Source organism: Pseudomonas sp. CFBP 8758 (assembly GCF_014841725.1).
Taxonomy (GTDB): domain Bacteria; phylum Pseudomonadota; class Gammaproteobacteria; order Pseudomonadales; family Pseudomonadaceae; genus Aquipseudomonas; species Aquipseudomonas baltica.
The window spans coordinates 415,571-436,053 of the sequence record NZ_JACYUK010000002.1; the positions used below are offsets into that span (position 1 = coordinate 415,571).

Sequence of the window (20,483 nt, forward strand, 5' to 3'; positions counted from 1 at the left end):
GCCCATGGCAACGTTCCGGCAGGTGAGCTGGTGAACCTGGACATTCGCGCCAATCAGTCGCTCAAGCCGTACAACACCTTTGGTATCGAGGTGAAGGCGGCGTTTCTGGTCGCGGTGCATGACGATATCGAGCTGATCCAGGCCTTGGCCTGGGCCACCACGAACGGTCTGCGTGCGCTGGTGATCGGTGGTGGCAGCAACCTGTTGCTGACCGCCGACCTCTCCGACGTACTGGTGGTGCGCATGGCCAGCCGCGGCGTGCGCGTGCTCGCAGAGGCCGGTGATCAGGTGCTGCTGGAAGCCGAAGCCGGCGAGCCGTGGCATCCCTTCGTATTGCAGACGCTGGAACGGGGTCTGGCGGGCCTGGAAAACCTCAGCCTGATTCCTGGAACCGTGGGTGCGGCGCCGATGCAGAACATCGGTGCCTACGGCGTCGAGATCAAAGACGTGTTCGCCGGCCTCACTGCGCTTGACCGGGATACGTTGCAGATACGCGACTTCAGCGCCGCCGAATGCGCATTCGGCTATCGCGACAGCCTGTTCAAGCGCCAGCCCGGCCGCTGGGTGATCCTGCGCGTGCGCTTCACGCTTTCACGTTCCGCGCCGGTGCATCTGGACTACGGCCCAGTGCGTCAGCGGCTGGCCGAACAGGGTATCCAGCACCCGACGCCCACCGACGTCAGCGCCGCCATCTGCAGCATCCGTCGAGAAAAGCTTCCCGACCCTGCCGAGCTGGGCAATGCCGGCAGCTTCTTCAAGAACCCGGTCGTGACCGCCTCGGTGCTGGACGCCATTCGCAGCGAGCATCCCGATGTGGTTGCCTATCCCCAGGCCGATGGCCTGTACAAACTGGCGGCGGGTTGGCTGATCGAGCGCGCCGGCTGGAAGGGCCATCGCGAGGGCGACGCCGGCGTGCACCGCTTGCAGTCATTGGTGCTGGTCAATCACGGCAATGCATCGGGCAAGCAGCTGCATGCCCTGGCCCAGCGGATCCAGGACGATATCCAGTCACGCTTCGGTGTGGTGCTGGAGATGGAACCCAATCTGTATTGAGCGTCCGTACGGCGCATCGTGACTATCGGAGCTTACCCCCATGTCAGCCATCACCGCCCCCTGTGCCTTGATTCTCGCTGCAGGGCAAGGGCGCCGTTTCCAGGACGCCGCAGGGCAGGGCAGCGACAAACTGCTTGCACGGTGCAGCGGGCTGGACGGCATCGAGCGCAGCGTCATCGAACAGGTGATGCGCAACCTCGGTGATACGCTCGAGCGGCGTGTGCTGGTCACCCGTGCGCACAAGACGCAGCTGATACAGCTGGCCGAAACCTACGGCTGCGAGGTGGTATTGCTCGACTCCGCAGGCATGGGCGACAGCCTGCGCACGGGTGTCGAAGCCAGTCTGGATGCCGATGGCTGGCTGGTGTGCCTGGGCGACATGCCGTTCGTGACTCCCGCAACGTTCGCCAGGGTAAGCCAGTGCATGGCGCCGGAGCGTATCTGCGTTGCCCATGGCGCTCAGGGTCACGGGCACCCGGTAGGCTTTGGCCGCACCTTTCGTGAGCAGTTGCTGTCGCTGCAGGGTGATCAGGGGGCTCGACGATTGTTCGCCGAGGCACACACGCAGCGGGTGGCGTGCGACGACCCAGGGATCTATCGCGATGTGGATCGGCCAGGCGACCTCGTGGGGTAACAGGTCGGCGAACAAATTGCAGGCAACAAAAAAGGCCACTTTTTCAAGTGGCCTTCTTCGTTGTTTGGTTGCGGGAGCCGGATTTGAACCGACGACCTTCGGGTTATGAGCCCGACGAGCTACCAGACTGCTCCATCCCGCGTCTGTGTGGGCTATTCTACAGCGCAGCGCCTGCTTGTCAAACCCTGATTTCAAGAAAACTCTTTTCCATCAATCGCTTAGCTTTGCCGATAGTGCTACGAGTCAGGCGGGGCGGGGCTTCCAGCGGTATTGGGGGGATTTGTCGATGGGCAAAAGAATGCGCGCCGGGCTTTGGCCATGGCGCTTATCGCTGCGAGTGAGATAATACCGTTGTTTTTGTACGATCTTTTACCAGCTTGGTACCCCGCCCAGACCATGACGCAGCGCAAGATCATCCATGTCGACTGTGACTGCTTCTATGCCGCCATCGAAATGCGTGACGACCCCCGGCTGGCCGGCAAGCCACTGGCCGTCGGCGGCTCGGCGGAGCGTCGCGGGGTGATCGCCACCTGCAACTATGAAGCCCGCGCCTATGGTGTGCGTTCAGCCATGAGCTCGCGGCACGCGCTCAAGCTGTGCCCTGACCTGACCATCGTCAAACCGCGCATGGATGCCTATAAAGAAGCGTCGCGGGAGATTCAGGGGATTTTTCGCGAATACACCGACCTGATCGAGCCGCTGTCGTTGGACGAGGCCTACCTCGACGTTTCCGACTGCCCGCATTTTTCCGGCAGCGCCACGCGAATTGCCCAGGACATCCGGCGCAAGGTATCCAAGCGCCTGCACATCACGGTTTCGGCGGGGGTGGCGCCGAACAAATTTCTGGCCAAGATTGCCAGCGACTGGCGCAAGCCGGATGGCCTGTTCGTCATCACCCCGGCACAGATCGAAGACTTCGTCGCCGCCTTGCCGGTCACCAAGCTGCATGGCGTAGGCAAGGTCACCGCCGACAAGCTGGCCCGCCTGGGGATCGACAGCTGCCTGGAACTGCGTGAATGGACCAAGCTGGCGCTGGTGCGCGAATTCGGCAGCTTTGGCGAGCGTCTCTACAGCCTGGCACGGGGCATCGACGAGCGTGTGGTGCAGAACGACAGTCGGCGCCAGTCCATCAGCGTGGAAAACACCTACGAGACGGACCTGCCGGATCTGGCCAGTTGCCTGGACAAGCTTCCAGAGCTGATGCAGACCCTGGCCGAGCGCATCGACCGGATCGACAGCAGCTATCGTCCGGGCAAGCCTTTCGTCAAAGTGAAGTTTCACGACTTTACCCAGACCACCCTGGAACAGGCAGGGGCGGGCAGGGACCTGGAAAGCTACCGGCAGCTACTGGGTCAGGCCTTCGCCCGTGGCGGCAAGCCGGTGCGCCTGTTGGGCATCGGCGCGCGCCTGCTGGACCTGCGTGGGGCCCACGAGCAGCTGGAACTGTTCAGCGACGGCTGACCGGCTGGCTCAGGTCCCGGGATCGGCGACCAGTCGGCCGGTGTCCCTGCGCAGCGACTTGAGGAAATCCTGCTGCAATTCGGGGTCGTTGCGGGTCAGCTCGATCAGGCTCTGTTCCAGTTCGCTGGCTTCGTCTTCCAGGCCCAGTTCGGCCAGGCGCTTGACCCGATACACCCACTGACCGATCTCGTCACCTTCCAGGTCGTCGAAGATCAGCGTGTGCGCTTCGGCCAGTTTGCCGCGCAGGTCCGGGCTCACCGGCAGCAGGGCGCTGGCCCGGGTCTGGGTTTCCTCGTCCACCACGCTCAGTTGCAGACGTGTGACGTGGGTCAGATCCTGTTCCGCAAACGGGTTGTCGAGCAGGTTGATGCGCAACACACCGTTGGCGTCGGTTTCCAGGTCATAGGTCTTGCGGCCGGTGCCCACTTGTACAGGCCGCTCGCTCCATGGCGTGCTGTCGTGCTCCACGCGCCTGTCGGTCTGCACCTCGTCGATACCGGCAAGGTTCTGCTCGGCACGGCCGTTGGACTGCACGTTCATGAACGGATTGAGTCCGGCGAAACCATAGCTGACCCAGTCCTTGGTCACGCTGTCGGGCAGGCTGCCGAAGGTCGCCACGTTCACCACGTTGGCGCCGACGCCGGCGACCACGGCCACCACCCCTAGCGGAATCTCGTAGACTTCACGCCAGGGTTGATAGGGTGTGTAGCGGTCGTAGTGACGTGTGGTCTCGAACGCCGTGACCTCGAAATCCTTCAGTTCGCGAATGCGCACGCGACGTTGCGGCGTCTGCAGCACCTCGGGCTTGCCCAGGTCGATCTGCACGCTGTGTTCGAGCAGCTTGCGCTCGATGCGCTCTTCGTGTTCGTTGCGCTGCGACATCTGGTTGGCACAGCCACTGACCAGCAGGGTGCTGCACAGGGCAGCACCACCGAAGGCCAAGGTAGTTCGCTTGAACATGGTTTCTCGAATCTGTCAGCGGCGCACGCGAGCCTGGATGAAAGACAGGACGTCGTCGACAGGCAAGGCCTGTGCGGCTTCCTCGGTACGGCTCTTGTATTCCAGGTTGCCTTCGGCCAGGCCACGGTCGCTGATGACGATCCGATGGGGAATGCCGATCAGCTCCATGTCGGCGAACTTGATCCCGGGGCTGGTTTTCTTGTCGCGGTCGTCCAGCAGCACTTCGAAGCCCGCCTCGGTCAATTCCGCGTACAGCCGGTCGGTGGCTTCGCGCACTTGCTCGGTTTCGTAGCGCAACGGCACCAGGGCGACCTGGAAAGGCGCCAGGGTATCGCTCCAGATGATGCCGCCAGCATCGTTGTTCTGCTCGATGGCAGCGGCCACCACGCGCGACACACCGATGCCGTAGCAGCCCATGGCCAAGGTCACCGGCTTGCCGTTCTCACCCAGCACCTGGCACTTCATGGCTTCGCTGTACTTGGTGCCCAGCTGGAAGATGTGACCCACCTCGATACCGCGCTTGATGGTCAGGGTGCCCTGGCCATCCGGGCTGGTGTCGCCGTCGACCACGTTGCGCAGATCGGCAATCTCCGGGAGGGGCAGATCGCGCTCCCAGTTGACGCCGAAGTAATGCTTGTCGTCGATGTTGGCGCCCACGGCGAAGTCGCTCATGAAAGCTACCGAGCGATCGATGATGCAGGTCAGGGGCAGGTTCATTGGGCCCAGGGAGCCTGCGCCCGCGCCGATGGCATCACGCAGTTCCGCTTCGCTGGCCATGACCAGCGGATTGGCAACCAGCGGTTGGTTGGCGGCCTTGATCTCGTTCAGCTCGTGATCGCCACGGATGATCAAGGCAATCAATTTGCCTTCTTCGGCGGCGTGGACCACCAGCGTCTTCACGGTCTTCTCGATCGGCAGGCCGAAGTTTTCCACCAGTTGGGCGATGGTCTTGGCGTTGGGCGTGTCGACCAGGCGCAGTTCCTCGAGTGCGGCGCCACGCTCGGTTTCACGGGGGATCGCCTCGGCCTTCTCGATGTTGGCTGCGTAGTCGGACGTATCGCTGAAGACGATGTCGTCTTCGCCGGACTCTGCCAGCACATGGAATTCGTGGGAGCCGGCGCCGCCGATGGAGCCGTTGTCGGCTTCCACTGCGCGAAATTTCAGGCCCAGGCGGGTGAAGATGTTGCTGTAGGCCAGGTGCATGCGGTCATAGGTGGCCTGCAGCGAGGGCTGGTCGGCGTGGAAGGAGTACGCATCCTTCATGATGAACTCGCGACCGCGCATCAGGCCGAAGCGCGGACGGATCTCGTCACGGAACTTGGTCTGGATCTGGTAGAGATTGATGGGCAACTGCTTGTAGCTGTTGAGCTCGTTGCGCATCAGGTCGGTGATGACTTCTTCGTGGGTGGGGCCGGCGCAGAAGTCACGGTCGTGGCGGTCCTTGAGGCGCAGCAACTCGGGACCGTACTGCTCCCAGCGTCCCGACTCCTGCCACAGTTCGGCCGGCTGGATGCCGGGCATGAGCACTTCGAGAGCGCCGGCGGCGTCCATTTCCTCGCGCACGATCCGCTCAACCTTGCGCATCACCCGAAGACCCATCGGCAACCATGTGTACAGGCCCGAAGCGAGCTTGCGGATCATGCCGGCACGCAGCATCAGCTGATGGCTGATCACGACCGCATCGGAAGGGGTTTCTTTCTGTGTGGCGAGCAGATATTGACTGGTGCGCATGGTTGACCGTTGTCTTCGCGAAATTTTATCGAGGTCTGGCATTGTACGGGGGTGATTGGGCGACGTACAGGCGTAGGGCCGGGCTTTGCCGGGCGTTGCCGTCCAGACGCAGAAAAGCCCGGCAGAGCCGGGCTTTTCGAGGTGAAGCGACCTGCTGGGCGGTTACATGATGCTCAGAGGGTACTCGACGATGAAACGCAGGTCGTTGTTCGACGGACCGTAGTCGGCATCGTAGGCGTTGTTGGCGCGGTAGATGGCGCTACGCAGGCGGAAGGACATGTCCTTGATCGGGCCTTGCTGAACCACGTACTTGGTTTCGAAGTCCCACTCGTGCTCTTTGCCTTCTTCGCCGTTGCTGGCTTCGATGTTGTCGCCAGTGATGTAGCGAGTCATGAAGCTCAGGCCGGGTACGCCGTAGGTTGCCATGTTGATGTCGTAGCGAACCTGCCACGATTTCTCTTCGGCGCCGACGAAGTCGGAGTACTGAACGGAGTTGTTCAGGAACACGGTGCCGCCGCCGTCCACGCCGTAGGCGTAGCCGGTGTCGCCGGAACTGCGCTGGTAGCCCAGGGTGAACTTGTGCGCGCCCAGGCTATAGGCAACCGCGGTGCTCCAGATCTTGTTGTCGACGTCGCCGCCCAGATCTTCGCCCTGGCTCTTGGTGCGATAGGCGTTGAAGTCGAAGTTCAGCGACTGCAGGTCGTCGATCGGCAGGGTGTAGTTCAGGTTGACGTACTGACGCTTCCAGTAATCTTCCACGTCGGACGCAGCGACCGTACCGGTGAAGTTCTTGGTGAAGGCGTAGGTGGCGCCGGCGATGTCGGCGGACTTCAGGCCCAGGGAGTCGTGACCCATGCCGGTCTGCGCGCTCATCGAGGTGAAGCGACCGATGTTCAGGGTCAGGTTGTCGATTTCGTTGCTGGTGATCGACGTGCCGGTAGCGACTTCAGGCAACAGACGGCCGTCATCGGTCGCGAAGACCGGGCTGGCAACGATCTGCTGGCCGTATTTGAGTACGGTGTTGGAGAAGCGGAACTTGACGGCCGCTCCGCCCTTGGTCTGGCTGTGTTCCAGGTTGCCTTCGTCGTCGGCTGCGAACAGGCCGTTGCTGCGGCGACCGGTACCGCCGTCCAGGCGTACCGAACCGAAGCCCATTGCATCGACACCGGCACCGATGGTGCCTTGGGTGAAGCCCGATTCGTAGAACATCTGGGCGCCAAGGCCAGTGTCTTCACGATAGCCCTTGTCGCTGCCTGCGGTAGGGTTGCCTGCGCCGTGCTTGTAGTCACGGTTCATGTACAAGGCACGCAGCTTGAGGTTCAGGGTGCTGTCTTCCACGAAACCCTTGGACTCGTCCTGGGCGGAGGCCAAAGCCAACTGCGAGGTGCCGGCTGTTACAGCCAGTGCGATCATGCTCCACTTCATCACGCGCATCGTGATTTGCTCCTTTGGTTTTTAAGAAGAGTAACCACTGCCTCACCTGTTTTTTTATCTGAGGCAGTTCTTTCTTTTTATGACGGCGCGGAACGTATACCACGCCGGTCATGTTGGCGATACTTCAAGTCCGCTGTTGCATGTCCAGGCTTACAACCACACTTGGGTTGTGTGCCTGCACTAACGTGCGTCATTGATTCACTGTTTCCGTTTGTTCCGGTTTCGTCTTCCCACGTCCCCGGTGACCGTGCTGGGATGAATGCAACAAGCGTGCACAAACGTGCCAGCAGTTCACATATTTTTCACTTTTCTTCCAGTGGTTCGGCCAAGCCCGCGTAAAACCGGCGCATCGGGCCATTCCTGCTTTCCTCGGTAACGAATACCGCTGTGCGAGTGAATCCTGTTTCGCGGCGCAAACGTTACCGCAGGGTGACAAGAGTGGGTAGATTGCGAGGCCTTCATGCACCGAGACCTTCCCTGGTGGACCTTTTTGGTGCGAAAGGTGACGTCCTGAATGGCAAGGCTAGACCACCGACAGGAATTGGCAACGCTGTGCCCACGTAAAGAAGGACCGCTTGTCAGGCAGTTACGCGCGGTACTGCATAAAGCGCGTGAACTGCAGCGAAAGGCGGTTCTGCAAGCCCTGATGCCGCGGGCGATCCTGGGGCGGAAGGCACCAAAACCGTGCTTCCCTTACGACTCGGTGCGAGATGCGCCGGTTGCAGGCATATCGAGTTGATGCCGGTGGGTTCGGAAAAAACCGATCAGGCACGCTATCCTTGGCATTCGATGATTCGCGGCCATGCCTCGATCCCCCATTCCTTCCTGTGGAGAACGCCCGTGTTCAGCCTGGATGCCCGACTTGCCGGAGACGCTCATGTCATCGGTGACTTCGCACTTTGTCGCCTGCTGCTCAGTAATGACGCCAGGTATCCCTGGTTCATCCTGGTGCCGCGACGGCCGGAGATCACCGAGGTGTTCGAACTCGATGACGCAGACCGTGAAGTGCTGTGGAGCGAAACCAATGCATTGGCAAAGTTGCTTCACCAGCACTATGGCGCCGACAAGATCAACATCGCAACCCTGGGCAATGTCGTGAGTCAGTTGCACATGCACGTGATCGTTCGCTACCGGGCCGACGCGGCCTGGCCTGCGCCCGTGTGGGGCAAGCTGCCGTCCATGCCTTACACTGCCGAGCAATTGGTGGCGGTTCGCCAAAGGCTGGCAGGCGTGCTGGGCACCGATTTCGTTTTCACGGAGGGCAGGGCATGAGCCTGGAAGATCGCGTGATGGAGCTGGAGACACGTCTGGCTTTTCAGGATGACACCCTGTCTTCGCTCAGCGACGAACTGATCCTGCAACAGCGGGCGATCGAGCGCCTGCAGATGCAGTTGGCCGCGCTGCTCAAGCGTCAGGAAGAAATGGTCGGCCAGTTCGAAACGGCTACCCAGGAGGCGCCACCGCCGCATTACTGAAGCCTTTTTCGCGGCAATGAAAAACGCGGGCAGTGCCCGCGTTTTTTTATTGCCTCTATAGAGTCAGCGACGTGGCGATGCCGCAATCACGTCTTCGGCCTGCAGACCCTTGTCACGGTTCATGACCGAGAACTCGACCCGTTGACCTTCGACCAGCACGCGATGGCCTTCACCACGAATGGCACGAAAATGCACGAAGATGTCGTCGCCCGAATCACGCGAAATGAAGCCGAAGCCCTTCGACGTGTTGAACCACTTCACCGTACCGGTATCGCGGTTGGTCATGTCGTACTGCACGGCGCTGGGTGCCGGTGACGCGCGGTAGAAGCTGATCGACAGGTGCGCCAGGCACGCGAGCAGTGCGCACAACAGGCCCGGCAGGATGCCGATGGCCGGCAGCGGCACCAGCAACGTCAGGGTCTGGGTGATCACCGAGGCAACCAGCAGCACACTGACCAGATTTTGCAACAGATGACGTGGGCCTTTGTTCCAGCGCGGTATCACTGGAGCCAAAAGCAGGTTGAGCAGACCGAACAGCGCCAGGTAGATTGCGTCGGGTTGTTGCAGGTAAGGCGCTACATCGGCCCGCAGGCTTGGTATGAACGACAACAGCACGGCCGCTGCGCCCGTCAGGAGGTGGACGATTTTCAACATTTGATTGGCTCACTCTAAGATCAGGCATCAGGAAGAGCTGATACCGCAACAAGCACAGCGTTGGGGTGACAATAATTGCCGAGCATCTGCAGGGATCAGCCTATGCGCCACGGCTTGATGAATCGCCCCGGCGGCACGCGGTCTATTTAACAGCAAAGCCCGATCCTTCTCAAATCGGCCAGAGCGGCGCCCGACGCCGTCGGGCGGATAGCCTGCGCAACTTGCCCGAGGCCGGAGCTGCGTGGGTCGATGGGTCTTGGTAAAGTGGGCATCCACCCGTGGTGGTATACATTCATCGTCATCAAGGACATCACATGGCAATCGATATCGGCATCAGCGAAGAAGATCGCAAATCGATCGTGGACGGCCTGTCCCGTCTGCTTTCCGACACCTACGTCCTGTACCTCAAGACGCACAACTTCCACTGGAACGTGACCGGCCCGGCTTTCCGTACCCTGCACCTGATGTTCGAAGAGCAATACACCGAACTGGCGCTGGCCGTGGACTCCATCGCCGAGCGTATCCGTGCCCTCGGTTTTCCCGCGCCTGGCGCCTATTCGGTCTATGCCCGCCTGTCTTCGATCAAGGAAGAGGAAGGGGTGCCCTCGGCCCAGGACATGATCAAGCAACTGGTCGAAGGCCAGGAAGCCGTTACCCGCACGGCCCGCGGTATCTTCCCGCTGCTGGACAAGGTCAGCGACGAGCCGACGGCCGACCTGCTGACCCAGCGCATGCAGGTGCACGAGAAGACTGCCTGGATGTTGCGTTCGCTGCTCGAAGGCTGATCCCTGGCGACACGGCGGCGCCTTTTGCACTGCTGCGCCCGCCGTGTCGATCCAGCTTTTCCCGCTTGCCACCGGCCTGGGTGCGGGGGTTCGCTCCTACCCAACGACGCCGCTCTTCGTACGTATGCACTTCCGTATTCCCCTGTCGTCATCGTTCGCCGATACGCTTCCATAGATCCGTCAGCACACCTCCAGGGTTGGAGGGGCGATCATCAAGGAAGCACTGATCCATGGAACGGAACATCATCGTCACCCGGGCGCGCCAGCTCGATCGATCGAGCAAGCTTGCCGTCGATCCCTACTCGGACAACTTCGACATGGGCCTGGCCAGGCCTGTCTCGCGTTCGGTTCGCTTGAACGGTTTCGCCACCTGCCTGCGCCTGGAACGGATCTACTGGGAGATTCTCGAGCGCATCGCCCTGGCCAATGAATGCACGGTGAACGCGCTGCTTTCCTACGTCGACCGCGAAGTGCACCTGCGCCATGGCGGCGTCAAGAATTTCAGCGGACTGGTGCGGGTAGTCTGTGTCACCTACTTGATGGGACGTGATCGAACGTCGTCTGTTACCTTGGACGGCTGCGCAGCGTCGATTAACCGGATATAATCCCGCGTTTCGCCCTGGCGCCGCTTGCGCCGCGGTCATTTGGTTGCCGAGACACTACCCATGCCGATGTACGACTATCAATGTGCTTCCTGCGGTCATCAGATGGAAGTCATTCAAAAGATCAGCGCCGAGCCTTTGACCGATTGCCCTGCCTGCCAGGCGCCACAACTGAAAAAGGTGCTTTCCATGCCGGGCTTCCGCCTCAGCGGCACCGGCTGGTACGAGACCGATTTCAAGACCGGCAACAAGAAGAATCTGGCAGGCGGCGACAAGGCCGAGTGAATTGCCCGGCCCCGGCCTGCTCCTGCACTATGTCCAGGGTGCCGCGTGTCCAGCTACACGCCGTCATCGAATCATGAATTACGAGAAGTGAAACCACTACTATGATGCGCAGCCACTATTGCGGCCAACTGAACGAGACCCTGGAAGGTCAGGAAATCACCCTGTGCGGCTGGGTCCATCGCCGTCGCGACCATGGCGGGGTGATCTTCCTCGACATTCGGGATCGTGAAGGCATGGCCCAGGTGGTCTTCGACCCCGATCGCGCCGACAGCTTCGCCGCCGCCGATCGCGTGCGCAGCGAGTACGTGGTCAAGGTCACCGGCAAGGTCCGTGCGCGGCCCGCCGGCGCAGTCAATCCGAACATGGCGTCTGGCGCCATCGAAGTGCTGGGCTACGAGCTCGAAGTGCTGAACGAAGCGGAAACCCCGCCGTTTCCGCTCAACGAGTACTCCGACGTGGGTGAGGAAACGCGCCTGCGCTATCGCTTCATCGACCTGCGTCGTCCCGAAATGGCCGAGAAGCTGCGCCTGCGCTCGCGCATCACCACCAGCATTCGCCGCTACCTCGACGAAAACGGTTTCCTCGACGTCGAAACGCCGATCCTGACCCGTGCCACCCCCGAAGGCGCACGTGACTACCTGGTGCCCAGCCGTACCCACCCCGGCAGCTTCTTCGCCCTGCCGCAGTCGCCCCAGCTGTTCAAGCAGTTGCTGATGGTGGCCGGTTTCGACCGTTACTACCAGATCGCCAAGTGCTTCCGCGATGAAGACCTGCGTGCCGATCGTCAGCCCGAGTTCACTCAGATCGACATCGAGACAAGTTTCCTCGACGAGAGCGAAATCATCGGCATCACCGAAACCATGGTGCGCAAGCTGTTCAAGGAAGTGCTCGACGTCGAGTTCGGCGATTTCCCGCACATGACCTTCGAAGAAGCCATGCGCCGCTACGGCTCGGACAAGCCCGACCTGCGCAATCCGATGGAACTGGTCGACGTCGCCGATCAGCTCAAGGATGTCGAGTTCAAGGTCTTCAGCGGTCCGGCCAACGACGCCAAGTGCCGCGTTGCCGCACTGCGCGTTCCAGGCGGGGCGAGCATGCCGCGCAAGCAGATCGACGATTACACCAAGTTCGTCGGCATCTACGGCGCCAAGGGCCTGGCCTACATCAAGGTCAACGAGCGCGCCAAGGGGGTCGAGGGCCTGCAGTCGCCGATCGTCAAGAACATCCCTGAAGCCAACCTCGACGTGATCCTGGATCGCGTTGGCGCGGTCGATGGCGACATCGTGTTCTTCGGTGCCGACAAGGCCAAGATCGTCAGCGAGGCATTGGGTGCGCTGCGCATCAAGCTGGGCAACGATCTCGACCTGCTGACCTGCGAATGGGCGCCGATGTGGGTCGTCGACTTCCCGATGTTCGAAGAGAACGACGACGGCAGCTTCAGTGCGCTGCACCATCCGTTCACCGCACCCAAGTGCACGCCTGCAGAGCTGGAGGCCAACCCGGCCACTGCCCTGTCGCGCGCCTATGACATGGTCCTCAACGGCACCGAGCTGGGCGGCGGTTCGATCCGTATCCACCGCAAGGACATGCAGCAGGCCGTGTTCCGCCTGCTCGGTATCGAAGCTGCGGAACAGGAAGAGAAGTTCGGCTTCCTGCTCGACGCGCTGAAATACGGTGCACCACCCCATGGTGGCCTGGCCTTCGGCCTGGACCGTCTGGTCATGCTGATGACCGGTGCGCAGTCGATCCGTGAAGTCATCGCCTTCCCGAAAACCCAGAGCGCCGCCGACGTCATGACCCAGGCGCCTGGCGTGGTCGATGCCAAGGCGCTGCGTGAACTGCACATTCGCCTGCGCGAACAGCCCAAGGCCGAGTAACTGCTGACAGGGCGCATCTTCGGATGCGCCCTTGCGTTGGGCGGTGGAAAAACCTTGCCAGGGGCAGGGTTCGTATGGGTAACACACAGAAACTGGAGTTGCGTTATGGCTGGTCATTCCAAGTGGGCGAACATCAAGCACCGCAAAGAGCGCCAGGATGCCAAGAGGGGCAAGATCTTCACCAAGTGGATTCGTGAACTGACCGTCGCTGCCCGCCAGGGCGGCGGCGAGCCAGGTTCCAATCCGCGTCTGCGCCTGGCGCTGGACAAGGCCCTGAGCGCCAACATGAGTCGCGACATCATCGATCGCGCGATTGCACGGGGCACCGGGGCAGCCGGCAGCGACGACGTGGTCGAGCTGAGCTACGAGGGCTACGGTCCCGGTGGCGTCGCCGTACTGGTCGAATGCATGACCGACAACCGCAATCGCACCGCTGCCGCCGTGCGTCATGCGTTCAGCAAATGCGGGGGCAATCTGGGCACCGATGGTTCGGTGGCGTATCTGTTCGAGCGCAAGGGGCAGTTGTCCTTCGCACCGGGCGTGGACGAGGATGCGTTGATGGAGGCGGCCATGGAGGCCGATGCCGACGACATCGTGACCCATGGCGACGGCTCGATGGACGTGTTCACCTCGTTCGCCAGCTTCTACTCGGTGGGCAATGCGCTGCAGGCGGCCGGTTTCAATGCCGATGAAGCCGAGATCGTCATGGCGCCGACGACCAGTGCCGAACTCGATGCGGAAGGTGCCGAGAAGGTGCTGAAGCTGATCGACATGCTCGAAGATCTGGATGATGTGCAAAACGTCTATTCCAACGCCGAGATATCCGACGCCGTGATGGAGCAGCTTGGCTGATCGGCCCGTGTGTTTCATCTAAGCCATGCTTTACCAGTGCCGGCCTCTTGGCCGGTAGATGGCTCGCCGCCCGCAGCGTTCCCACATGCTATGCACACCCATGTGGGAGCGGGTTATACCCGCGAAGGCGTCAGCCGTGTTTCTCACTACTGCAGGCTTTATGACATTAATTCTTGGAATCGACCCAGGCTCGCGCATCACCGGGTTTGGCGTCGTGCGTGAAACCGGCCGCGGGTGCGAATACGTGGCTTCGGGTTGTATTCGTACCGGCGGCGGACTGCTGCATGATCGTCTGCAGATCGTTTTTCGTGGGGTGCGTGAGGTGATCCAGACCTACGGTCCGGTGACCATGGGCATCGAGCGGGTGTTCATGGCGCGCAACGCCGACTCGGCCCTGAAACTGGGCCAGGCGCGTGGCGCTGCCATCGTCGCGGCGGCGGAGGAGGGGCTGGAGATCGCCGAGTACAGTGCCACCCAGGTCAAGCAGGCCATCGTCGGCACCGGCGCGGCCAACAAGGAACAGGTACAAATGATGGTCATGCACCTGCTCAAACTGACCCAGAAACCCCAGATCGATGCCTCCGACGCCCTGGCCATCGCACTCACCCACGCGCACACCCGATCCAGCCTCATGCCCCACGGCCTGAGCGCCGCCCGCAGTCGCGGTGGGCGCCTGCGCCTGTAGCGGCTTACATCGTTTCAAACTTTTTTGCTTGCAGCTCACCTCAGTCCTGTAATGATGGCCCTTGAACTGGCCCGCATGAACAGGGCGTGACTGCGCCTTCCGACAAAGGATTCATACGTGATTGGACGCCTGCGCGGTACCTTGGCTGAAAAGCAGCCGCCGCACCTGATTCTCGACGTCAACGGGCTGGGCTATGAGCTCGAAGTGCCGATGACCACGCTCTATCGGCTGCCGCCGGTCGGCGAAAGCGTGACCCTGCACACCCACCTGGTTGTGCGTGAAGACGCTCAGTTACTCTATGGCTTCTATGAAAAGCGCGAGCGCGAGCTGTTCCGTGAGCTGATCCGCCTCAACGGCGTCGGCCCCAAGCTGGCACTGGCGCTGATGTCGGGGTTGGACGTCGACGAACTCGTGCGCTGCGTGCAGGCTCAGGACACCTCGGCGCTGGTGAAGATACCCGGCGTGGGCAAGAAGACCGCCGAGCGGCTTCTGGTCGAACTCAAGGATCGCTTCAAGGCCTGGCAGACCACGCCGAGCATGTTCGAGCTGGTGCCCAGTGGGCCGCAGGGGCCGGCGCCGGTCAACAGCGCCGAAGCCGATGCCGTCAGTGCGCTCATCTCCCTGGGCTACAAGCCCCAGGAGGCCAGTCGCGCCGTGGCGGCCATCGACGCCAAGGGGCTGAGCAGCGAAGAATTGATCCGCCGCTCGTTGAAGGGAATGATCTAAGTGATCGAAGCCGACCGTCTGATCGCCGCCACCGGCCGCGATCGGGAAGAAGTACAGGATCGGGCCATCCGCCCGCTCAGCCTGGCCGACTACATTGGCCAGCCCACCGTGCGCGAGCAGATGGAGCTGTTCATCCAGGCTGCGCGCGGGCGCAGTGAATCCCTGGATCACACCTTGATCTTCGGCCCGCCCGGGTTGGGCAAGACGACCCTGGCCAATATCATCGCCCAGGAAATGGGCGTGTCGATCAAGAGCACGTCGGGGCCGGTACTGGAACGGCCGGGCGACCTGGCTGCCCTGCTTACCAACCTGGAACCCCACGATGTGCTGTTCATCGACGAGATCCACCGGCTGTCGCCCATCGTCGAGGAAGTCCTGTATCCGGCCATGGAGGACTTCCAGCTCGACATCATGATTGGCGAGGGTCCCGCGGCACGTTCCATCAAGCTCGATCTGCCGCCGTTCACCCTGGTCGGGGCCACCACCAGGGCAGGCATGCTGACCAATCCGCTGCGTGACCGCTTCGGTATCGTCCAGCGCCTGGAGTTCTACAGCACCGCGGACCTTGCAACCATCGTCAGTCGATCGGGCAATATCCTCAACCTAGAGATCGAGGACGAAGGCGCCTTCGAGATCGCCCGCCGCGCCCGCGGTACGCCGCGAATCGCCAATCGCCTGCTGCGCCGCGTGCGCGACTTCGCCCAGGTGCGTGGCAAGGGGCACATCACCAAGCCCATCGCCGACCTGGCGCTGAACATGCTCGACGTCGACGAGCGCGGCTTCGACCACCAGGATCGCCGGCTGCTGCTGACCATGATCGAGAAGTTCGACGGTGGGCCGGTGGGTGTCGACAGTCTCGCCGCAGCGATCAGCGAAGAGCGCCACACCATCGAGGACGTCCTGGAGCCTTACCTCATTCAGCAGGGCTACATCATGCGTACCCCGCGCGGCCGGGTCGTGACGCGCCACGCCTACCTGCATTTCGGTCTGAACATTCCCAACCGGCTGGGCGACATGCCGGGCAGCGATGCCATGTCCGAAGAAATCGACGCATGAAAGGCCCCTCGCACAGCGACCTAATTCGGCTTTCCGTGGTCCTAGGGGCTGACACGGCTTTTGCATGGCCCTTGCCTGCACACGCGACGAAAAAACAGTTGCCCGGGCGGATTGGCAACCTGAGGAGTAAGCACTAGAGTATGCGCGCGCAAAACGGGGTTCAGGCGTTCGCCCATCAGTGTCGGGTCTATTACGAAGACACCGACGCCGGCGGCGTCGTCTATTACGTCAACTACCTCAAATTCATGGAGCGGGCTCGTACCGAGCACCTGCGTGCGCTGGGTTTCGTCCAGTCGCAGCTGGCAGGTGAGAACCTGCTGTTCGTCGTGCATTCGGCAGAGGCGCGCTACCATGCGCCGGCGCGGTTGGACGACGAGCTGACGGTGACCGCCGAAATAACCGAATTGAATCGCGCCAGCCTGCGTTTCAAACAGCAGGTCTGGCGTGTGAAAGATACAACGCTGCTCTGCGAAGGGCAGTTCATGGTGGCCTGTGTGCGCGCCGATAACTTCAGACCCCGGGCCATTCCCCCAGCCTTGCGTACGGCCTTTGCCGACGCAGGCGGCCTGGGCAAACAATCCAGTGCAGGAGATTAAGCGTGGAAGCTAACGTCGTCGACCATACCTCCATGTGGAGTTTGGTCAGCAATGCCAGTGTCGTGGTGCAGTTGGTAATGCTTATTCTGGTGGCCGCCTCGGTCACCTCGTGGGTCATGATCTTTCAGCGCAGTTCGATGCTGCGCGCCGGCCGTCGTGCCCTGGACAGCTTCGAGGAACGCTTCTGGTCGGGCATCGACCTGTCCAAGCTGTACCGCCAGGCCGGCAGCAATCCCGACCCGGATTCGGGTGTCGAGCAGATCTTTCGCGCCGGCTTCAAGGAATTTTCCCGCTTGCGTCAGCAGCAGGGCGTCGATCCCGATGCCGTGATGGAGGGGGTGGGGCGCGCCATGCGCGTGGCGATTTCGCGCGAGGAAGAGAAGCTCGAACAGGGCCTGCCATTCCTGGCAACCGTCGGTTCCACCAGCCCCTACGTGGGCCTGTTCGGTACCGTATGGGGCATCATGAACTCGTTCCGCGGCCTCGCCTCGGCCCAGCAGGCCACTCTGGCCACCGTTGCGCCAGGTATTGCCGAAGCACTGATTGCCACGGCCATCGGCCTGTTCGCAGCGATTCCGGCCGTCATCGCCTACAACCGTTTCGCTGCCCGCAGCGAAACCCTGATCAACCGCTACTACACGTTCGCTGACGAGTTCCAGGCCATCCTGCACCGTAAAGTGCACACCAGCGAAGAGTGAGCAGGGATAACCCAATGACTCGAGGTCGTCGCCCAAAACGCAAGCCGGTCGCCGAGATGAACGTGGTGCCCTACATCGACGTGATGTTGGTACTGCTGGTCATCTTCATGGTCACCGCTCCGATGATCAACCAAGGTGTGAAGGTCGATCTGCCCAAGGTTTCCAGCGAAGCGTTGCCGCAGGACAACAACACTCAGGTGCTCACCATTTCCATCAAGGCCGACAAGACCTACTACTGGAACGTCGGCAAGGAAGTAGACACTGAAAAGCAGCAGGACAAGGCCATGACGCTGGCGCAGATGACCCAGGCCGCCACCGCGATCATCAACCAGGGCAATGCCAGCGGCAAGAAGACCCAGGTCTTCATTCGCGGTGACAAGACCGTGGATTACGGTGCTGTCATGGGCGCCATGGGTGGTTTGCAGCAGGCAGGTGTCGGTAACGTTGGCTTGATTACCGAGGCCCCCTGATGCGAAAGCGAGAGCATTCAGCCTCGGAAAGCTTCTTCTGGCCCACGGTCTGGGCGGTAGCCCTGCACGTGCTGATCTTCGGGATGCTGTTCGTCAGTTTCGCCATGACGCCCGAACTGCCTGAAGCGCGACCCATCGTGCAGGCTACGCTCTATCAGCTCAAGTCCAAGAGCCAGGCCACCACCCAGACCAACCAGAAACTGGCGGGCGAGGCGAAGAAGTCTGCTGCGCGGCAGACCGAAGTCGAGCAGATGGAGACCAAGAAGCTGGAGCAGGAAGCCATCAAGGCCGCGGAACAAAAGAAAGAGGAAACCGCTCAAAAGGCCGAAGCGGCGAAGAAGGCCGACGAAGCCAAGAAGTCCGATGTTGCCGCCAAGGCGGAAGCCGCCTCTGCGGCAGCGGCCAAGGCTGAGGCTGCCAAGGCCGAAGCCGCTGAAAAAGCGGCCGAAGCCAAGAAGAGCGAGCTGGCCGACATCGCCAAGAAGAAGGCCGAGCAGGAAGAGGCCAAGAAGGAGGCAGCCGAGGACGCCAAGAAGAAGGCTGCCGAGGACGCCAAGAAAAAGGCCGCCGAAGACGCGAAGAAGAAAGCCGAAGACGACGCCAAGAAAGCCACTGCGGCCGAGGAAGCGAAGAAGAAGGCCGCCGAGGACGCGAAGAAGAAGGCTGCGGCCGATGCTGCGAAGAAGAAGGCTCAGGACGCAGCTCGCAAGGCAGCGGAGGACAAGAAGGCGCAGGCATTGGCCGATCTGCTTTCCGACAAGCCTGAACGCCAGCAGGCGCTCGCCGACGAGCAGGGTGATGAGGTCGCGGGCAACTTCGACGATCTGATCCGCTCGCGAGCAGCCGAAGGGTGGGCGCGTCCGCCTTCGGCACGCAAGAACATGACCGTGGTATTGCAGATCAACATGTTGCCCGATGGCACCGTCACCAATGTCAGCGTCTCACGCTCCAGTGGCGATGGTCCCTTCGACAGTTCGGCGGTTGCTGCGGTCAAGAACATTGGCCGTTTAACGGAAATGCAGGGCTTGAAACCAGCTGACTTCAACCCCTATCGTTCCTTCAAGATGACATTTACACCTGAGGATCTTGCCTTGTGATTACCCTTCTTCGAGGACTGCTCGTCGTCCTTTGCTGCGCAGCCGGCATGGCCTCTGCGGACGAAAAGAACATTCTGGTCACCAGCGGTGCCGACCGTGCCACGCCGATTGCCGTCGTGCCGTTCGGTTTCCAGGGCGGCAGCGTGTTGCCTGACAACATTGCCGAGATCGTCGGCAACGACCTGCGCAACTCGGGCTACTACGCACCCATTCCACCGCAGAACATGATCAGCCAGCCTTCCCAGGCCAGCGAAGTCATCTACCGCGACTGGCAGGCGCTGGGTGCCCAGTACGTCATGGTCGGCAGCATCACCCCGGCCGGCGGCCGCTTGCAGGTGCAATACGCACTGCTCAACGTCAACACCCAGCAACAGGTGTTGACCGGCAGCGTCTCGGGCACCACCGACCAGCTGCGTGACATGGCCCACTTCATCTCCGATCAGTCGTTCGAGAAGCTGACCGGGATCAAGGGTGCGTTCTCTACGCGCATGCTCTACGTGACCGCCGAACGGGCCGGCACCAATGCCACCCGTTATACCCTGCAGCGTTCGGACTACGACGGCGCCCGTGCGGTGACCCTGTTGCAGTCGCGCGAGCCGATCCTGTCGCCACGCTACTCGCCGAACGGCCGCAACATTGCCTATGTATCGTTCGAACAGCGCCGTCCGCGGATCTTCCTGCAGAACGTCGACACCGGTCGCCGCGAGCAGTTGACCAACTTCGAAGGCCTCAACGGTGCACCGGCGTTCTCGCCGGACGGCAATCGCCTGGCGCTGGTGCTGTCCAAGGACGGCAACCCGGAGATCTACGTGATGAACCTGGCGTCGCGCGCGCTGACCCGCGTGACCAACAGCCCGGCCATCGACACCGAACCCTTCTGGGGCAAGGATGGTTCGACCCTGTACTTCACGTCGGACCGTGGCGGCAAGCCACAGATCTACAAGACCAGCACATCCGGTGGCGCCAATGCCGAGCGTGTGACGTTCGTCGGCAACTACAATGCCAACCCGAAACTTTCGGCTGATGAAAAGACCCTTGTAATGATCCATCGGCAAGATGGTTTCACCAATTTCAAGGTGGCGGCGCAGGACCTGGAGCGCGGAAGCGTAAAGATCCTCACAGATTCAACTCTTGATGAGTCGCCTACTGTTGCGCCCAACGGCACCATGGTAATCTACGCCACCCGCCAGCAGGGCCGGGGAGTCTTGATGCTCGTGTCGCTAAACGGCCGCGTGAGGCTCCCGCTTCCTACCGCTCAAGGCGAAGTCAGAGAACCGTCCTGGTCCCCTTACCTGAACTGACGCGGCGTAATACGTTGTACTTAACACATTGGGGTTCATTAGGAGTTTCAC

Annotated in this window: 22 protein-coding genes and 1 tRNA gene; 18 read left to right on the forward strand and 5 right to left on the reverse strand. The window is 61.5% G+C overall.

Features of this window, described 5'->3' with window-relative positions; translation table 11 throughout:
* Positions 1 to 30 precede the first annotated feature (30 nt).
* On the forward strand, positions 31 to 1,053 hold the full coding sequence (murB, locus tag IFT75_RS05695) for a UDP-N-acetylmuramate dehydrogenase (protein ID WP_342214369.1): 1,023 nt from the start codon (positions 31 to 33) through the stop codon (positions 1,051 to 1,053).
* 40 nt (positions 1,054 to 1,093) lie between these two features.
* Entirely contained in the window at positions 1,094 to 1,687 is a 594-nt protein-coding gene (locus IFT75_RS05700) for a nucleotidyltransferase family protein (protein WP_185793949.1), read from the forward strand.
* Between the two features lie 65 nt (positions 1,688 to 1,752).
* Here IFT75_RS05700 and IFT75_RS05705 read toward each other — a convergent pair.
* Positions 1,753 to 1,829, reverse strand: a tRNA-Met gene (locus IFT75_RS05705).
* A 254-nt stretch (positions 1,830 to 2,083) separates the two neighbouring features.
* On the opposite strand from IFT75_RS05705, the gene dinB reads away from it, so the two are divergent.
* Entirely contained in the window at positions 2,084 to 3,148 is a 1,065-nt protein-coding gene (dinB, locus tag IFT75_RS05710) for a DNA polymerase IV (RefSeq protein ID WP_185793948.1), read from the forward strand.
* A 9-nt stretch (positions 3,149 to 3,157) separates the two neighbouring features.
* Here dinB and IFT75_RS05715 read toward each other — a convergent pair whose 3' ends face one another.
* The 3 genes from IFT75_RS05715 to IFT75_RS05725 all read right to left on the reverse strand — a co-directional run bounded on the left by IFT75_RS05715 (position 3,158) and on the right by IFT75_RS05725 (position 7,273).
* Positions 3,158 to 4,108 carry a hypothetical protein gene (locus tag IFT75_RS05715; protein ID WP_185793947.1) on the reverse strand — a complete coding sequence of 317 codons (951 nt, stop codon included), beginning with the start codon at positions 4,106 to 4,108 and terminating at the stop codon, positions 3,158 to 3,160.
* A gap of 15 nt (positions 4,109 to 4,123) precedes the next feature.
* The gene (locus IFT75_RS05720) at positions 4,124 to 5,839 is read right to left on the reverse strand and encodes a proline--tRNA ligase (RefSeq protein ID WP_185793946.1); all 1,716 of its coding nucleotides are present in this window, start codon (positions 5,837 to 5,839) and stop codon (positions 4,124 to 4,126) included.
* A gap of 162 nt (positions 5,840 to 6,001) precedes the next feature.
* Positions 6,002 to 7,273 carry an OprD family porin gene (locus tag IFT75_RS05725; protein WP_122479320.1) on the reverse strand — a complete coding sequence of 424 codons (1,272 nt, stop codon included), beginning with the start codon at positions 7,271 to 7,273 and terminating at the stop codon, positions 6,002 to 6,004.
* Positions 7,274 to 8,113: 840 nt separating this feature from the next.
* Between IFT75_RS05725 and IFT75_RS05730 the strand changes: the two genes are divergently transcribed.
* Together IFT75_RS05730 and IFT75_RS05735 are read left to right on the forward strand one after the other, a co-directional pair.
* Positions 8,114 to 8,545 (forward strand): HIT domain-containing protein, encoded by a 432-nt coding sequence (locus IFT75_RS05730; protein WP_192053959.1) that lies wholly within the window; start codon positions 8,114 to 8,116, stop codon positions 8,543 to 8,545.
* Positions 8,542 to 8,748, forward strand: a complete 207-nt coding sequence (locus IFT75_RS05735; RefSeq protein ID WP_049861523.1) for a SlyX family protein — start codon at positions 8,542 to 8,544, stop codon at positions 8,746 to 8,748. Before IFT75_RS05730 ends, IFT75_RS05735 begins: the two co-directional genes overlap by 4 nt.
* A 63-nt stretch (positions 8,749 to 8,811) precedes the next feature.
* On the opposite strand, the gene IFT75_RS21490 is transcribed toward IFT75_RS05735, so the two are convergent.
* The gene (locus IFT75_RS21490; protein ID WP_049861522.1) at positions 8,812 to 9,402 is read right to left on the reverse strand and encodes a cold-shock protein; all 591 of its coding nucleotides are present in this window, start codon (positions 9,400 to 9,402) and stop codon (positions 8,812 to 8,814) included.
* 314 nt (positions 9,403 to 9,716) lie between these two features.
* Between IFT75_RS21490 and IFT75_RS05745 the strand changes: the two genes are divergently transcribed.
* The 13 genes from IFT75_RS05745 to tolB all read left to right on the forward strand — a co-directional run bounded on the left by IFT75_RS05745 (position 9,717) and on the right by tolB (position 20,432).
* Entirely contained in the window at positions 9,717 to 10,187 is a 471-nt protein-coding gene (locus tag IFT75_RS05745) for a Dps family protein (protein ID WP_090356750.1), read from the forward strand.
* Positions 10,188 to 10,504: 317 nt separating this feature from the next.
* A complete protein-coding gene (locus IFT75_RS05750) occupies positions 10,505 to 10,792 on the forward strand; it encodes a ribbon-helix-helix domain-containing protein (protein ID WP_122479717.1) in 288 nt (95 codons plus the stop codon).
* A 60-nt stretch (positions 10,793 to 10,852) separates the two neighbouring features.
* Positions 10,853 to 11,074 carry an FmdB family zinc ribbon protein gene (locus tag IFT75_RS05755; protein ID WP_122479318.1) on the forward strand — a complete coding sequence of 74 codons (222 nt, stop codon included), beginning with the start codon at positions 10,853 to 10,855 and terminating at the stop codon, positions 11,072 to 11,074.
* 101 nt (positions 11,075 to 11,175) lie between these two features.
* A complete protein-coding gene (gene aspS / locus IFT75_RS05760; RefSeq protein WP_122479317.1) occupies positions 11,176 to 12,951 on the forward strand; it encodes an aspartate--tRNA ligase in 1,776 nt (591 codons plus the stop codon).
* A 105-nt stretch (positions 12,952 to 13,056) separates the two neighbouring features.
* The gene (locus IFT75_RS05765) at positions 13,057 to 13,803 is read left to right on the forward strand and encodes a YebC/PmpR family DNA-binding transcriptional regulator (RefSeq protein ID WP_122479316.1); all 747 of its coding nucleotides are present in this window, start codon (positions 13,057 to 13,059) and stop codon (positions 13,801 to 13,803) included.
* 160 nt (positions 13,804 to 13,963) lie between these two features.
* Positions 13,964 to 14,488 carry a crossover junction endodeoxyribonuclease RuvC gene (ruvC, locus tag IFT75_RS05770; RefSeq protein WP_122479315.1) on the forward strand — a complete coding sequence of 175 codons (525 nt, stop codon included), beginning with the start codon at positions 13,964 to 13,966 and terminating at the stop codon, positions 14,486 to 14,488.
* A 117-nt stretch (positions 14,489 to 14,605) separates the two neighbouring features.
* Entirely contained in the window at positions 14,606 to 15,214 is a 609-nt protein-coding gene (ruvA, locus tag IFT75_RS05775) for a Holliday junction branch migration protein RuvA (RefSeq protein ID WP_122479314.1), read from the forward strand.
* Positions 15,215 to 16,270, forward strand: a complete 1,056-nt coding sequence (gene ruvB / locus IFT75_RS05780) for a Holliday junction branch migration DNA helicase RuvB (RefSeq protein WP_122479313.1) — start codon at positions 15,215 to 15,217, stop codon at positions 16,268 to 16,270. It begins immediately after the preceding gene.
* Positions 16,271 to 16,410: 140 nt separating this feature from the next.
* A complete protein-coding gene (gene ybgC, locus IFT75_RS05785) occupies positions 16,411 to 16,866 on the forward strand; it encodes a tol-pal system-associated acyl-CoA thioesterase (RefSeq protein ID WP_185793944.1) in 456 nt (151 codons plus the stop codon).
* A 2-nt stretch (positions 16,867 to 16,868) separates the two neighbouring features.
* Positions 16,869 to 17,564: a protein TolQ gene (gene tolQ / locus IFT75_RS05790; RefSeq protein WP_122479311.1), complete on the forward strand. Its 696-nt coding sequence runs from the start codon at positions 16,869 to 16,871 to the stop codon at positions 17,562 to 17,564.
* A gap of 14 nt (positions 17,565 to 17,578) precedes the next feature.
* Entirely contained in the window at positions 17,579 to 18,034 is a 456-nt protein-coding gene (gene tolR / locus IFT75_RS05795) for a protein TolR (protein WP_122479310.1), read from the forward strand.
* Positions 18,034 to 19,131, forward strand: coding sequence for a cell envelope integrity protein TolA (gene tolA / locus IFT75_RS05800; protein ID WP_446731055.1), 1,098 nt, complete (start codon positions 18,034 to 18,036; stop codon positions 19,129 to 19,131). The genes tolR and tolA overlap by 1 nt, the downstream gene beginning before the upstream one ends.
* Positions 19,128 to 20,432, forward strand: a complete 1,305-nt coding sequence (gene tolB / locus IFT75_RS05805) for a Tol-Pal system beta propeller repeat protein TolB (RefSeq protein WP_122479308.1) — start codon at positions 19,128 to 19,130, stop codon at positions 20,430 to 20,432. The genes tolA and tolB overlap by 4 nt, the downstream gene beginning before the upstream one ends.
* The last annotated feature ends 51 nt before the right edge of the window (positions 20,433 to 20,483 follow it).

Bases quoted from the DNA above. Each gene is read 5' to 3' on its own strand.
- IFT75_RS05700 (WP_185793949.1), top strand. From the start codon at position 1,094: ATGTCAGCCATCACCGCCCCCTGTGCCTTGATTCTCGCTGCAGGGCAA.
- dinB (WP_185793948.1), top strand. From the start codon at position 2,084: ATGACGCAGCGCAAGATCATCCATGTCGACTGTGACTGCTTCTATGCC.
- IFT75_RS05715 (WP_185793947.1), bottom strand. From the start codon at position 4,108: ATGTTCAAGCGAACTACCTTGGCCTTCGGTGGTGCTGCCCTGTGCAGC.
- IFT75_RS05720 (WP_185793946.1), bottom strand. From the start codon at position 5,839: ATGCGCACCAGTCAATATCTGCTCGCCACACAGAAAGAAACCCCTTCC.
- IFT75_RS05725 (WP_122479320.1), bottom strand. From the start codon at position 7,273: ATGCGCGTGATGAAGTGGAGCATGATCGCACTGGCTGTAACAGCCGGC.
- IFT75_RS05735 (WP_049861523.1), top strand. From the start codon at position 8,542: ATGAGCCTGGAAGATCGCGTGATGGAGCTGGAGACACGTCTGGCTTTT.
- IFT75_RS21490 (WP_049861522.1), bottom strand. From the start codon at position 9,402: ATGTTGAAAATCGTCCACCTCCTGACGGGCGCAGCGGCCGTGCTGTTG.
- IFT75_RS05745 (WP_090356750.1), top strand. From the start codon at position 9,717: ATGGCAATCGATATCGGCATCAGCGAAGAAGATCGCAAATCGATCGTG.
- IFT75_RS05750 (WP_122479717.1), top strand. From the start codon at position 10,505: ATGGGCCTGGCCAGGCCTGTCTCGCGTTCGGTTCGCTTGAACGGTTTC.
- IFT75_RS05755 (WP_122479318.1), top strand. From the start codon at position 10,853: ATGCCGATGTACGACTATCAATGTGCTTCCTGCGGTCATCAGATGGAA.
- aspS (WP_122479317.1), top strand. From the start codon at position 11,176: ATGATGCGCAGCCACTATTGCGGCCAACTGAACGAGACCCTGGAAGGT.
- IFT75_RS05765 (WP_122479316.1), top strand. From the start codon at position 13,057: ATGGCTGGTCATTCCAAGTGGGCGAACATCAAGCACCGCAAAGAGCGC.
- ruvC (WP_122479315.1), top strand. From the start codon at position 13,964: ATGACATTAATTCTTGGAATCGACCCAGGCTCGCGCATCACCGGGTTT.
- ybgC (WP_185793944.1), top strand. From the start codon at position 16,411: ATGCGCGCGCAAAACGGGGTTCAGGCGTTCGCCCATCAGTGTCGGGTC.
- tolR (WP_122479310.1), top strand. From the start codon at position 17,579: ATGACTCGAGGTCGTCGCCCAAAACGCAAGCCGGTCGCCGAGATGAAC.
- tolA (WP_446731055.1), top strand. From the start codon at position 18,034: ATGCGAAAGCGAGAGCATTCAGCCTCGGAAAGCTTCTTCTGGCCCACG.